This is a genomic window from Streptomyces sp. NPDC006798, assembly GCF_040635975.1.
In the GTDB taxonomy this organism is placed as follows: Bacteria; Actinomycetota; Actinomycetes; order Streptomycetales; family Streptomycetaceae; genus Streptomyces.
Genome location: NZ_JBEYIS010000006.1, coordinates 171,451 through 184,153, shown reverse-complemented (window position 1 = coordinate 184,153; position 12,703 = coordinate 171,451). Strand labels below are relative to the sequence as shown.

The 12,703-nt window shown below is 71.3% G+C and carries 12 protein-coding genes; 5 read left to right on the top strand and 7 right to left on the bottom strand.

Going from position 1 to position 12,703, the window contains the following annotated elements; translation table 11 throughout:
- Window positions 1-96 precede the first annotated feature (96 nt).
- Complete coding sequence (locus tag ABZ714_RS06205) at window positions 97-1,068, top strand: pyridoxal-phosphate dependent enzyme (protein WP_358823987.1); 972 nt, start codon at window positions 97-99, stop codon at window positions 1,066-1,068.
- 184 nt (window positions 1,069-1,252) lie between these two features.
- On the opposite strand, the gene ABZ714_RS06200 is transcribed toward ABZ714_RS06205, so the two are convergent.
- The 3 genes from ABZ714_RS06200 to ABZ714_RS06190 all read right to left on the bottom strand — a co-directional run bounded on the left by ABZ714_RS06200 (window position 1,253) and on the right by ABZ714_RS06190 (window position 3,217).
- The gene (locus ABZ714_RS06200; protein WP_358823957.1) at window positions 1,253-1,999 is read right to left on the bottom strand and encodes a methyltransferase domain-containing protein; all 747 of its coding nucleotides are present in this window, start codon (window positions 1,997-1,999) and stop codon (window positions 1,253-1,255) included.
- A 206-nt stretch (window positions 2,000-2,205) separates the two neighbouring features.
- The gene (locus tag ABZ714_RS06195; RefSeq protein ID WP_358823956.1) at window positions 2,206-2,427 is read right to left on the bottom strand and encodes a DUF397 domain-containing protein; all 222 of its coding nucleotides are present in this window, start codon (window positions 2,425-2,427) and stop codon (window positions 2,206-2,208) included.
- Window positions 2,417-3,217 (bottom strand): helix-turn-helix transcriptional regulator, encoded by an 801-nt coding sequence (locus ABZ714_RS06190; protein ID WP_358823955.1) that lies wholly within the window; start codon window positions 3,215-3,217, stop codon window positions 2,417-2,419. Before ABZ714_RS06190 ends, ABZ714_RS06195 begins: the two co-directional genes overlap by 11 nt.
- 324 nt (window positions 3,218-3,541) lie before the next feature.
- On the opposite strand from ABZ714_RS06190, the gene ABZ714_RS06185 reads away from it, so the two are divergent.
- The 3 genes from ABZ714_RS06185 to ABZ714_RS06175 all read left to right on the top strand — a co-directional run bounded on the left by ABZ714_RS06185 (window position 3,542) and on the right by ABZ714_RS06175 (window position 6,322).
- Window positions 3,542-3,793 (top strand): hypothetical protein, encoded by a 252-nt coding sequence (locus tag ABZ714_RS06185; protein WP_358823954.1) that lies wholly within the window; start codon window positions 3,542-3,544, stop codon window positions 3,791-3,793.
- The gene (locus ABZ714_RS06180; RefSeq protein ID WP_358823953.1) at window positions 3,790-4,257 is read left to right on the top strand and encodes a hypothetical protein; all 468 of its coding nucleotides are present in this window, start codon (window positions 3,790-3,792) and stop codon (window positions 4,255-4,257) included. The genes ABZ714_RS06185 and ABZ714_RS06180 overlap by 4 nt, the downstream gene beginning before the upstream one ends.
- 154 nt (window positions 4,258-4,411) lie before the next feature.
- Window positions 4,412-6,322, top strand: coding sequence for an Imm49 family immunity protein (locus tag ABZ714_RS06175; protein ID WP_358823952.1), 1,911 nt, complete (start codon window positions 4,412-4,414; stop codon window positions 6,320-6,322).
- A 544-nt stretch (window positions 6,323-6,866) separates the two neighbouring features.
- Here the strand turns inward: ABZ714_RS06175 and leuE are convergent.
- Window positions 6,867-7,523, bottom strand: coding sequence for a leucine efflux protein LeuE (gene leuE / locus ABZ714_RS06170; protein ID WP_358823951.1), 657 nt, complete (start codon window positions 7,521-7,523; stop codon window positions 6,867-6,869).
- A gap of 62 nt (window positions 7,524-7,585) precedes the next feature.
- The gene (locus ABZ714_RS06165) at window positions 7,586-9,226 is read right to left on the bottom strand and encodes a methylmalonyl-CoA mutase family protein (protein WP_358823950.1); all 1,641 of its coding nucleotides are present in this window, start codon (window positions 9,224-9,226) and stop codon (window positions 7,586-7,588) included.
- A 244-nt stretch (window positions 9,227-9,470) separates the two neighbouring features.
- Here ABZ714_RS06165 and ABZ714_RS06160 point away from each other — a divergent pair, with 244 nt between their 5' ends.
- Window positions 9,471-10,370 (top strand): L,D-transpeptidase family protein, encoded by a 900-nt coding sequence (locus tag ABZ714_RS06160; protein WP_358823949.1) that lies wholly within the window; start codon window positions 9,471-9,473, stop codon window positions 10,368-10,370.
- A gap of 205 nt (window positions 10,371-10,575) precedes the next feature.
- On the opposite strand, the gene ABZ714_RS06155 is transcribed toward ABZ714_RS06160, so the two are convergent.
- Together ABZ714_RS06155 and ABZ714_RS06150 are read right to left on the bottom strand one after the other, a co-directional pair.
- Window positions 10,576-11,883, bottom strand: coding sequence for a hypothetical protein (locus ABZ714_RS06155; protein WP_358823948.1), 1,308 nt, complete (start codon window positions 11,881-11,883; stop codon window positions 10,576-10,578).
- Window positions 11,883-12,629, bottom strand: a complete 747-nt coding sequence (locus ABZ714_RS06150; RefSeq protein ID WP_358823947.1) for an RNA polymerase sigma factor — start codon at window positions 12,627-12,629, stop codon at window positions 11,883-11,885. Before ABZ714_RS06150 ends, ABZ714_RS06155 begins: the two co-directional genes overlap by 1 nt.
- Window positions 12,630-12,703 lie beyond the last annotated feature (74 nt).

Here is a 12,703-nt window from a genome sequence, read left to right as displayed (position 1 = left end):
GTGGGTATCCTCACGCCCTTTCCGACCGTACAGGCCCCCCGTCCCCGCCGCCTCCCGGCGCGCCCCGCCGGTGCGAGGATGACGAACATGAACCGAATGATCGGTATTGAGGACGTACGCGCCGCCGCCCGGCTGATCGACGGCCGGGTGGTCCGCACCCCCACCGTGGTCTCCCCCGGCCTCTCCGAACTCCTCGGCGCCCCCGTCACCGCGAAACTGGAGCTGCTTCAGCGCACGGGGTCCTTCAAGGCGCGCGGCGCGCTCGCCAAGCTGCTCTCCCTGGACCCGGCCCGGCGCGCGGCGGGCGTGGTCGCCGTCAGCGGCGGCAATCACGGCGTGGCCGTCGCGGTCGCCGCCGGGATGCTCGACATCAAGGCGACCGTCTGTATGTCCCGTACGGCCCCGGCCCGGTCCATCGCGGCGGCGGAGGCGGCGGGCGCCCACGTCCGGCTCACGGACACCATGACCGAGGCGTTCGAGCTGATGGAACGGTTGCGCGCCGAGGGCCTGACCCTGGTACACCCCTTCGACGATCCGCTGGTGGCCGCCGCCCAGGGCACCGTAGGTCTCGAATACGCCGAGGACCTGCCCGCCACCGGCGCCCCGGCGCCCACGGACGTCCTGGTCAGCATCGGCGGCGGCGGGCTGATCACCGGGATCGCGGTGGCCCTGAAGGCGCTGCTCCCCGGGGTCCGGATCTGGGGTGTCGAGACGGCGGGCGCCGAGTCGATGTCCCGCGCCCTCGCGGCGGGCGGCCCGGTCGCGGTCGAGCTGTCGTCCCTGGTCACTACCCTCAGCGCGCCCTCGGTGTCACATCTGACCTATGAGCACGTGACAGCGCTGGTGGAGGACGTCCTCGTCGTCACAGACGCGGCTGCGGTACGCGGCGTCGCCGACATGGCCGAGCACGCGAAGATCTGGACCGAACCGGCTGCGGGCTGTCTGCTGCCCGCCGCCCGGCTCGTTCTCGACCGTGTCGGCCCGGACGCCCGGATCGGTCTGATCGTCTGCGGCGGCAACGCGACGGTCGCCGACGCGGTCCGCTGGGGAGTCGCCGGAGAGGTGTAGCCCCGCAGGTCAGGGGCTTGCGGCTGGACCCGGGCGAGGTGACGGGGCCGGGGTGACGGTGTGACGGGCGTACGGCTCCGGAGGCGTACGGGGAGCGAGGCGTACGGCCTGCGGGCGTACAGGTACCGGAGGCCGCCCGGCGCGGTCCGCCGTGGGGCGGGTCGCGCGCCGGGCCGCCCCGGCGTCAGCGGGCCATCAGGGCGAACACCCCCCAGCCCAGGTACTCGCGTTCATGACGCGCGTACTCCGCCGGTTCCTCGGCCAGTTCGGCCCGCAGACGGGCGGCGAGCCCGTCATCGGGGTGCCGGGTGAGCCAGCGCCGCATGCTGAGCCACTGGGCCGACTTGTAGCGGTCCCAGCCCTGCTGGTCGGCGATCGTCATCCCGACGACGTCGTAACCCAGCTCCCCGAAGTACGCGAGGAGTTCGGGCAGGGTGGGGAAGTCGTCCGCGTCGTCGGCGTGACAGGCTTCCACCGAGCGCTGATCGGGCGGCTCCCGCCGCCAGAACGGCTCCCCCAGCAGCACCGTCCCGCCCGGCCGCAGACTGCGCCGCAGCAGCTCCGCCGTCCCGGCGGCCCCGCCGCCGATCCAGCTCGCCCCCAGACAGCACGCCAGGTCGACGGGCTCGTCGGCGATGTACTCCGACGCGTCGCCCCTGACGAACTCCACCAGGCCGTCGACCCCGAGTTCGACCGCCCGGGCGCCGGCCCGGTCCGTGAACTCGTCGCAGATGTCGACCCCGGTGCCGGTGATGCCGTGATCCCGCGCCCAGGTGCAGAGCAGTTCACCCGACCCGCTGCCCAGATCGAGCACCCGCTCCCCCTTCTCCAGCCGGAGCGTCCGGCCGAGAGCGGCGAGTTGGTCGGAGGTCAGCGGGTTGTGGAGGCGGCGGCCTCCCTCACGGATGACGTGGTAACGCAAGTGGTCCATTCGTGGAAGTCCTTACATCCAAGAAGATCAAGGTCTGCACGAAGCCCGACCGGCCGAAGCCGGTCACGGGAACAGTCACCAACATCCGCGACTCCTTCATCACATGCGGCACATGCGACGACACCCGGGACGGGCGCGTCCCGCCGAGGATAGGCACGCAAACGCCCGGCCCACGAGGGGGCCGGGCGCTGGGTGACGATGGTTCGTTACAATGTGACGCGGTCGTCCTTCAGGCCGTGGACGAAGGCGGACCAGGCGGTGGCGGGGAACACCAGGGCCGGGCCGGAGGGGTCCTTCGAGTCCCGGACGGGGACGACGGGGTGGCCGTCCGCGACCTCGACGCAGTTGCCGCCGTCAGTACCGCTGTAGCTGGACTTACGCCAGCCCGTCAGCACGGATGCGTCGAGGAGTATCCGCTCAGTTGTCATCGCGTTCGTAGTCCTTCGCAGTTTTTCGCACGAGAGCAAGGGACTCCGTCAGCGGCAGCGCCTCTGCCAAGGCGAGGTCGTATCGACCTTGGATGATCTCCACCACCGGCTGGATGTCGTGCACCTTGCCCGTATGGACACCCTCAACGTAGGCGATCGGCGGTTGGTCCTCGAACCACATCAGGGTCACCACGCCTTCCAGTAGCGGATACGCTCCGGCACCGTAGGGGATCACATGGAGTCGGATCCGCCCGCGTTCCACCAGGTCAGCGATGTGGTGGAGTTGGCGAGCCATCACCCTCGGGCCGCCGATGGGGCGCCGCAGCACACCCTCGTCCAGTAGCACCCAGACGATCGGGTCCACCTCATTGGCCAGAATTCGGGCGCGCTCTATGCGGGTGACGACAGTCCGGTCTCGGTCCTCGTCGCTGATCGGCGGGTAGGCCGACCTCATGACGGCATGGGCGTACTCGGGTGTCTGAAGCAACCCCGGCACAAAGGTCAGGGCGAACTCCCGGATCACCGAAGCCTGGCCCTCAAACTGAAGTGCCGCCTCGAAGTGGTCGGCCACGGGGTACGCATCCGCCCCCGGCCTGAAGTTCGTCAGCACGTCACCCGTGTTGAGCGCCCTGTCCAGCCGCTTCGCGTCCTCCTCCGACGGCGTCCGGCGGCCCGCCTCGATGTGTGTGATGTGGGTACGCGTCATGATCGCCGCGTCGGCCAACTGCTGCTGGGTCATGCCCGCCTTGACGCGCTGGCCGCGCAGCCACTCTCCGTAAGGCTTCGCCATGTTGCCACACTCCTCTACAACTTCCTTGTCTCCGAGGTGATTCGAGCTGCGTCACCGCTAACCCCCTTTCGGAGGCTACCCAGTCGCCTTCAAGCTTGTCCCGGAAAACAGAAACACACCGGCGACCGAAGGGATACGGCAACGAGCCATGACCGAGCACCTCACACCCTCCGCCCATTTGTTCGAATCGGCGGATCTGCATCAGTTGTTGAAAGCCGGGGGCATTTGGCATCTCGCGCCGAAGTGGGTTCCCAGGACCGGCTATGCTCCCGTCACGCCGGAACTCCTCAAAGCCCTCGCGAGCGGGCTCCGAAGGAAACTCCGGTGAGCGCCGACAGGGACGCGGCACCGGTCGCGTACATTCCCGTCGTCGGGGACGTGGTCCTCGACTCGGCCACCCACAAGGTGGGCAAGGTGATGGACAGGGTCAGCCGACTCGTGCAGCTCAGGCCGGTCGGCGGAGGCCAGGAGTGGGACGCGGCCGTGGCCGATCTGACCCCGGTGAAGCCCATGGACCGCATCCGGAAGGCCGTCTCCGAGGCCAATGAGGCCAGCCGCCGGGAGGATCTGAAATGAGCGCGCCGGAAAGGCCGGAGCCCGCCGGAGACGGGCGTACGATCTGTGCGGCGCAGGCGCGACTACCGCTCCAGCTCATCGTTCTCACCCAGGAGCTGCAACCCGATCCGCCGGTCCATCCGATTCGGATCATGACAAGTCTGCGCTGCGCGCTGGAATCCCATCCAGAGGGCCCGCATTACGATCTGATCCGGGAACACGACAGCGCCGAGGAGGGCGCTATTTGGGCTCGGTGGATCACCGGAATAACGCCTTCCGCCGTGGGCATTCTGCGGGATTGTCCGGCCGACAATGGAGCACCCGGCGCGGATAATGACGCGTGCACGCTCTTTGCCGGACATCCGGGCGGGCATGGTTTCGAGTTCTCCGATCCGGAGTACGAGGCAGCGCTCGCGAGCCCGGAATACCTTGAGTTGGACGAGCAGTTCGGCGGCCCCACAAGCGCTCGGCCGACCACCGACTGACCCCGGCCGGGTCGGCGTTTGTTCGCCCGGCCCGTCGTCACTCCGCGTGATAGTTCCGATGTCAGTGGCCGTTCCTCTCCCGATGGTTCAAGATCGACTCGTAGGTGTGTGACCACGGGTGGGCCGAGGGCCAGGGGCAGAGGGGCGGCGGGTCATGCGGATCGAGCGTCATCAGGTGGAGCGGGCGGCGATCGCGGAGGCGCTGGAGGGATTCGCCGGGCGGATCGCCGGTGACGTCCGGATGATGGGCCACGACCAGCGCCCGGCGGGCGGCTGGCAGTTGATCGCCGAATCGCTGGTGGAGTACGCGGCGGCGAGGTCGGTGACGCATCCGGAACTGACCGACGCCGATGCCAGGATCGCCGTCGAGTCGGCGGCCTCGGCGGCGGTCGGCGCGGTGGCGCTGGCGGCCGGCCGGAGCTGCCGGGTCTGGATCGACTACACGGGTACGGGCGTGGAACACGACGCGCCCGCACCCGGTAGGACGGCTCCCATCCGGCCGCATATCTGGCTGGAAGCGTTTCTCCTGGCCTTCGTCGCGGGGACCTCCGACGAACACGGAGTCCTCTTCGCGGAGACCGCGCCGCCGCTCGCCGGTCAGGAGACCCGGCCGGACGTGGCACTGATCCACGCGCTGATGATCTACGTCTACGGGCATGCGGAGAACCGGCCCGAGCCGAAGCCGCGCCCGGGGCAGGGTCCCGGTTCGGTATCGGGCCCGGGTTCGGTTCCCGGGCTGATCCCGGAGCTGGATCCGGACCCGGACCTGAGCATGGGCATGGGCATGGGTCCGGATGTGGAGCCGCTGTCCGAAGCGGTACGGGCCGAGCTGATCGGCGAGATCTGCGACCGGGTCGACCCCGACCCCACCCTCGGCCACCAGTACCGGGCGGCTCTCGTCAGCCTCCGGGCGCTGGCCTCCGGGGACCGGGAGGGGTTCGTCAAGGCCCTGGCCGCGCAGGTCGAACGGCACCGGGCCGTCGAGTCCTCGTACGCCCGGCCGACCCTGAGCGGACTCCTCCCGATGGACGCGATCGCCCTCGCGGCGATGGCGGTCCGCTGGCACGAGTGGACGCTGCCGATCGAATCCGGATATCTGCCCCGGGGGCCGGTCTCCGGTTTCCGGGCGCCGCGCGGGCGGGTCGGAGCGTACGGGCGCGACAAACGGCCCGACGCGGTGGCGGCACTGGCCTCGGTGGCCGCGTCCGACGCCGCCGCGCTGGTGGTCGACCGGCCCGCGCACCCGTACGCCCTGAACTCCGCCGACGACGGCACCGACGACGGCGCGGACATCGCCTCCTTCGCGAACTACGTCGCCGGTGAGCTGGCCCTCTTCAACGACCCCGACGCGGAACCGGCCCGGGTCGGGCGAGGGCTGAAACAGGTGCTGCGCGGACGGCTCTGGCTCTTCCTCCAGCGGGTCGCGGGTGACCCCGAAGGCCGCGATCCCGAACTGCCCGAGCTGCTGCGGACCGCGACGGAAGCCGGGTCCGGTGCGCTCCGGCTGGCCCGCGCGCCGCAGGGCACCCTGCTGCCGGTGAGTATCGCCGGGACCGCCCGCAATCTCCCGGCCGGGCCCGGACCTGCGGGCGAACCCGGGTTCTGGAAGGACGCGATCGCCCTGGCGCTGATCACCGGCGACCGGGCGTCGCTGGCGGCGTGCGTACTGGTGGAGCCGTCGTTCTTCGCGGCGGCGGCGCATCCGACGGACATCACGGCGTACGGGGCGGCACTGCACGACTACCTCCGAGGGGTGGATCCCGTACCGGCGGTGGACCGGGCGCTGGCCGTCGCGGCGGCGTACGAGCACACGCGCCGGCCCGCACCGCCGGTCGTCCTGCTCTCACAGGTGGTGGAGGGGGACCGGGAGGGATTCGCGTTGGCGCTGGTGGACGCGTTGGAGCGGCACCGGGAGCACTATTCGGCCGGGGAGCTGGCGGAGACGCATCACGCGGTGCTGGACTTGGATGTGCTGGCGCTGGTGTGCCATGTGCGTCGGATGGGGTGGCGCGTCCCCGTCTCGTCCCCGTACCTCCCCGAGGGCGTCCTCCCCCCGCTTGTGTGACGCGCCCGTCGCGATGACCGGCCGCGCCCGTCTGTGCCGTGCGCACTCGTTCCCCGTGTCCCTGACGACCGGGCTGCGCCCAGCGACCCGAGGTCGTTCGCGCTCTGCGGACCGTGGGTGGCTGGTCGCGCAGTTCCCCGCGCCCCTAAATGCTCTCCTGAGCGCCGCCCTCGGAAGGGGAGCGCCCTCCGGGCCGAGACAGTGCCTCCTCCGGAGGAGTTCCGACCGCGCGCTGTCGTGGGCCATTCGCGCAGTTCCGCCCCCTATGCCTTCGGCAATGGGGGGACCCTCAGCGCCACCTAGGTTGCCCTTCTGACCGCCCTTTCCAAAAGACGGGCCCTCCACAAGGCTGGGAACCCCTTCAGGGGCGGCGCCGGGGAGAGCATTCAGGGGCTCGGGGAACTGCGAGACAAGCCACCGACCGCGCGCGGTCGCCCGACGAGCTTGCCCGGCTGGGCGGAAGGCGCGGGCCTCACCCGGAGAGCCAAGGGCGCTGGGGGCACCGAGGACAGACAGGGGCTCGTGGCGCGGGCCGCCCGCAGGGCTACGCGCCGCTGAGGGAGAGTTTGACCGCGAAGCCCAGGAAGAGCGCTCCCGCCGCCGACGTCGCGCCCGCCGAGAGGCGCTTGCGGCGGCGGAACGCCTCCGCGAGGTGCGTGCCCGCGAATATCAGCAGCGACAGATAGAGCGCGCTGGCTATCTGCGCCAGCCCGCCCAGGACCGCGAAGGACAGCGCCGGGTACGAGTACGCCGGGTCCACGAACTGGACGAAGAAGGCGATGAAGAACAGGATCGCCTTGGGGTTGAGCAGGCTGATCACCAGCGCCCGGCGGAACGGGCGCTCCGTCTCGGCGGTCTGCTCGGCATCGGGCGCCCGGGGTATCAGCGCCTCGCCCCGGCTGCGCCACATGCCCCACGCCGCCCGCAGCATGCCGACCGCGAGCCACGTCAGATAGCCCGCGCCCGCGAACTTCACGATCCCGAAGAGCAGGTCGTTGGTCTTGAGCAGCGACGCGATACCCGCCGCCGAGAGCACCATCAGGACCGCGTCCCCGGCGAAGACACCGGCCGCCGCGCGATAGCCCGAGCGCACGCCTCGGCGGGCCGCGACGGAGAGGACGTAGAGCGAGTTCGGCCCCGGCAGCAGAATGATCAGTACGAGTCCGGCCAAGTAGGTCGGAAGGTCGATGACACCCAACATGCCGCGAGTGTCGCACACCCGTACGGATCGCCGTCCAGCCCTGTGGACAACCCCGGGGTCACCTAGAAACCCGCAGGTGGGCGGTGCGTACCCCAGATCTCCCGAAGCACGTCGCACACCTCCCCCACCGTCGCCCGCGCCCGCAGCGCCTCCTTCATCGGATACAGCACGTTCTCCCCCGCCGCCGACCCCGCCGCCGACCCGGCCGATGAGCCCGCCGATGAGCCCGCCGCCGTCCGGAGGGCCGTCAGCGCCGAGGTGACCGCCGCCCCGTCCCGGTCCGCCCGCAGCGCCGCCAGCCTCGCCTTCTGGCGGGTCTCGATCGAGGGGTCGACGCGCAGCGGCTCGTACGGCTGCTCGGCCTCGTCGGCCGGATCGGTGCGGAAGCGGTTGACCCCGACCACGACCCGCTCGCCGTCCTCGGTCTCCCGGGCGATCCGGTACGCGTTCCGTTCGATCTCCCCCTTCTGGAAGCCCAGCTCCACCGCCTCGACCGCCCCGCCCAGCTCCTCGATCCGGTCCATCAGCCGGACCGCCTCCGCCTCCAGGGCGTCGGTCAGGCTCTCCACGGCGTACGACCCGGCGAAGGGGTCGACGGTGGCGGTGACATCGGTCTCGTAGGCGATGACCTGCTGGGTCCGGAGCGCCAGCCGGGCCGAGCGCTCGGTGGGCAGGGCGATCGCCTCGTCGAAGGCGTTGGTGTGCAGGGACTGGGTGCCGCCGAGGACCGCGCCGAGCGCCTGGAGCGCCACCCGGACCAGATTGACCTCGGGCTGCTGGGCCGTGAGCTGCACCCCGGCGGTCTGGGTGTGGAACCGCAGCGTCTGCGCCTTCGGGTCCCGGGCCCCGAATCCGTCCCGCATCACCCGGGCCCAGATCCGGCGGGCCGCCCGGAACTTGGCGACCTCCTCCAGGAGGGTCGTCCGGGCGACGAAGAAGAACGACAGCCGGGGGCCGAGTTCATCGGCGGTGAGCCCGGCCGCGAGCGCCGTACGGACGTAGGCGACGGCGTTGGCGAGGGTGAAGGCGACCTCCTGCGCGGGGGACGCCCCGGCCTCCGCCATGTGGTAGCCGGAGACGGAGATCGGGTTCCAGCGGGGCAGCTCGGCCCGGCAGTAGCGGAAGGTGTCCGCGACCAGCCGCAGCGACGGGCCGGGCGGGAAGATGTAGGTACCCCGGGCGATGTACTCCTTGAGGACGTCGTTCTGGATCGTGCCGTTCAGCCGGTCCGCCGGAACGCCCCGCTCCGCGGCGACGAGCTGGAGGAGCAGGAGCAGCGGGGCCGCCGGGGCGTTGATCGTCATCGAGGTGGAGACCTGGTCGAGGGCGATGCCCGCGAAGAGTTCCCGCATGTCGTCGAGGGAGTCGACGGCGACCCCGACCCGGCCGACCTCGCCGTGGGCGAGCGGCGCGTCGGAGTCGTACCCCATCTGGGTGGGCAGGTCGAAGGCGACGGAGAGGCCGGTGGTGCCGTCGGCGATCAGCCGGCGGTAGCGGGCGTTGGACTCGGCGGCGGTGCCGAAGCCCGCGTACTGCCGGATCGTCCAGGGGCGACCGGTGTACATGGTCGGGTAGACGCCCCGGGTGAAGGGGTACGCCCCCGGGGCGCCCAGCTTCTCCACGGGGTCCCAGCCGGCCAGCGCCTCCGGCCCGTAGACCGGCTCGACGGGCAGCCCGGACTCGGATTCACGGGGGTCCGGCATCGCCGTCTCGCCTCGCCTTCGTACGGGTCGGAGGGGTGACCGGAATTCATCGATGTCGCCAGGTGGCGACCGGATCCGGCCTGTTTCGGTTTCCCGGAGATCTCGGGGTGTCGTTTTCTTCTCGTCTTCCTCATGATGCTCAAGAACGGACACCCCGGCAGGCCGGGAAGAGCATCCTCGGGGGACACCACAGACATAGGCGGTTCCGGGTCGATACAGGTACACACGTATAGGGGGCGCGGCGATGGCCGAGAACATCGGATACGTACAGAAGGCACTGGCGGCGGCAGCGGTCGTCGCGCTCACCGTGAGCTGTACGGCACGGGCGGCCGAGGAGCCGTCCGTGAGCGTCGACGCGAAGTCGGACGGCGGGGCCTCGCCCGTCACGCGCCCCGAGTCCATCCAACCGTCCGTGCCGGTGTCGCCCACACCGGTGGCTTCCCCGTCGGCACCCTCGTCCCCCTCCCCGACTCCGTCGGCTCCGAAGCCGTCCGCTCCACCGCCCGGGCCCGTTCTGATGGAGCGGGGCGACAGCGGCGAGCGGGTCCGGGAGCTCCAGGCCAGGCTCGCCCAGCTCGACTGGTTCCGCGAACGGCCCACGGGCACGTACGGCCGGGTGACGGCATCGGCCGTGAGCGGCTTCCAGGAGAAGCGGGGGCTGGCCGTCACCGGCGCCGTGGACACCGTGACCTGGGAACGGCTGCTCGGTATGACGAAACGGCCCACCCGGGCCGAGTTGGACGGCAGGACCGCCGAGACGAAGCCGAAGGCCGTACTGGACCCGCGATGCCTCAACGGCCGGGCGCTCTGCGTCGACAAGACGTCCCGCACCCTGTCATGGGTGGTCGACGGGAAGGTCAGGACGGCGATGGACGTCCGGTTCGGCGGCAAGGAGACCCCGACCAGGGAGGGCGTGTTCTGGGTCTTCCGGAAGGAACGCGACCACGTCTCCAACCTGTACGACACCCCGATGCCGTTGAGTCTCTTCTTCAGCGGCGGCCAGGCCGTCCACTACTCCGCCGAATTCGCCGCCCAGGGATACAACGGCGCGTCCCACGGCTGTGTGAACGTCCGCGACCGGGGTGCGCTCGCCGCGCTCTTCGACCAGGTACGGATCGGCGACAAGGTCGTCGTCCACTGGTGAGGAAGATCCGCGAGGAAGCCTGTAAGGAGAAGGGGCGCGGACGGGACCGGGGGAACGTGCCCCGCCCGCGCCGGTGCGCCAAGCCGTAGGTACGGGGGGAACCCCGGCTCTATGGCGCTCGCCGATGACCAGTCGGCTCACTCTCTACTGCGTCACCGTTCGCAAAAATGTCACACCGGCCCGGGAATACGGTCGAAACCGCAGGTCAGGCGAGTACGACAAAGGGCGGAAGCGCGGCCGGGCCGATGTCTGCGGCGGGACCGCCGCTCGGCGCGACACCGTCTTCGGTCCCGGCGTCCAAGTCCTGGTGGAGATAGCGGGTCGGGGGGCCGCTGTCGGGGTCGTGGCCGGGGGGACCGGCCTGGCCGGGACGGGTCTCCTGGCCCTGGCCCTGCCCCTGACTCTGGCCGCCGCCTTGGCCGTTGGCGTTCCCGTACCCGTCGCCGTTCCCGTTCGCTCCGCCGTTCCCGTTCCCGTTCCCGTTGTCCTGGCCGTTGCCGCCGCCGTTCCCGTTGGCGTTGCCGTTGGCTCCGCCTTGGCCGTTGCCGTTGCCCTTACCGCCGTTGCCGGGCCCGTGGTCATGACCGTGGCCGTGGTCGTGCTCCGTCTTCGGCCCGTTGCCCTGGCTGCCCCGGGCGTCACCGCTGCCCGCGCCCGGCCGCGTACCGTCGGACCGGCCGAGGATCCGATCGCAGTACGCGGCGATCCAGGCCCGGCCCTTGGCCTCCCGCTCCAGCAGCCGAAGCGCCTTGGGCGCCACGGACCCGGCACGGTAGTCGCGGCACGCCTTCGCGATCCGGCGCGGCTTGTCGCCCCCGGTCCGCTCGCTCTGCCCGATCCCGGTGCCCTTGACCGGCCGGGACGGCACACCCGAAGGGCCCTCGTGGTCGGAGCCGCCGGGCGTACGGTTCGCCTCGCCCGGCCCGTCGCCCAGCGGGCCCGCCGAAGTGTCCCCGGTCCCCCCGGGGACGGTCCTGCCGGTCGCCGACGTACTCGTGTCGTCGAACGGGTAGGGCAGGAAGTCCGCGCCGGAGGCGACGGCGACCCCGCCGATGGCGAACCCGGCCACGGCGGCCACGAATCCGAGCCTGAGGGGTGTCACCGGCCGTCGCTTGCCGGAGCCCGACCGGCCCTCGCGGGACCGCGTCCCGGTTCCGGTTCCGGTTCCGGTCCGGACGGCGCCCAGGGTGACAAGACCCGGTTTCTCGTCACCATCGTCGTCACTCCCGACGGCGTCGAAGGCCACGACCGACCGCGTACCCGGTTTCGCCCCTTCGGCCCGGGCCGCGCCGACCGCCCGGAACGCCGCGACGGCCGCGTCCTCACCCGGCAACTCCTCGTCGGCGAGGCCGGAAACGGCCTCCGGTTCGGCGGCGGCGCGCAGCGCCTCGGCCAGCCGTACGGCTTCCGTACGCGCGGGTTCGCCGAGGTCTCCGAGGTCCCCGACCGGTTCACCGCGCAACAGAAGCTCCGCCGTCACCTGGTCGAGCCACTCGTTCCGGTCGTCGGCCATCACATGTCCTTCTGCGTCCGCCAACGGGAATGCGTCACACCCGCGGACTCCCTCTCCCCCCGCTTTCCGCCCCGCTGCGACGGGACGCCGTCCAGCCCCCGGATCCGTTCCGGCCGCCCGGCCCCCGCGGAATCGCCCACGGCCCCGGGGTTGTCACCCGCCGTTTCCGGCGGGCCGGGACTGACGCCCTCCGGATCGTCGCCGCCGAGCAGTTCGGCCAGCCGTTTCAGTCCCCGATGGGCGGCGGTCCTGACGGCCCCCGGCCGTTTCCCCAGCGTCTCGGCCGCGGTCTTGGCATCCAGCCCCACGACCACCCTCAGCACCACGGCCTCCGCCTGATCCTGGGGCAGCCGGGCGATCAGGGCCATGGTGTCCCCGGTGGACAGGGCCTCCATCGCCTCGGCCGCGGTATCCGAATCGGCGGCCCGCCCGGCCAGCTCCGAATCGTCCCCGCCGACCGCCGGGCGCCGTCCCCGCATCCGGATGTGATCCAGCGCGCGATTACGGGCTATCCGCGCCGCCCAGCCCCGGAACCGGTCCGCGTCCCCGCTGAACCGGTCCAGGTCACGGGCGATCTGGAGCCATGCCTCGGACGTCACGTCCTCGGCGTCGGGCTCCCCGACGAGCGTCCGCACATAGCCGAGCAGCCGCGGGTGCACCGCGCGGTACACAGAACGGAACGCGCACTCGTCCCCGCCCTGCGCCGCGAGCACCGCGGCTGTCAGCTCCGCGTCGTCCCCCAGCACAATCTCTACCTGTACCCGTGTCTGTGCCTGTTCGGTTCCGCAGCCGGTCAGCGCTGCGCCGCTCTGCTCTCAGC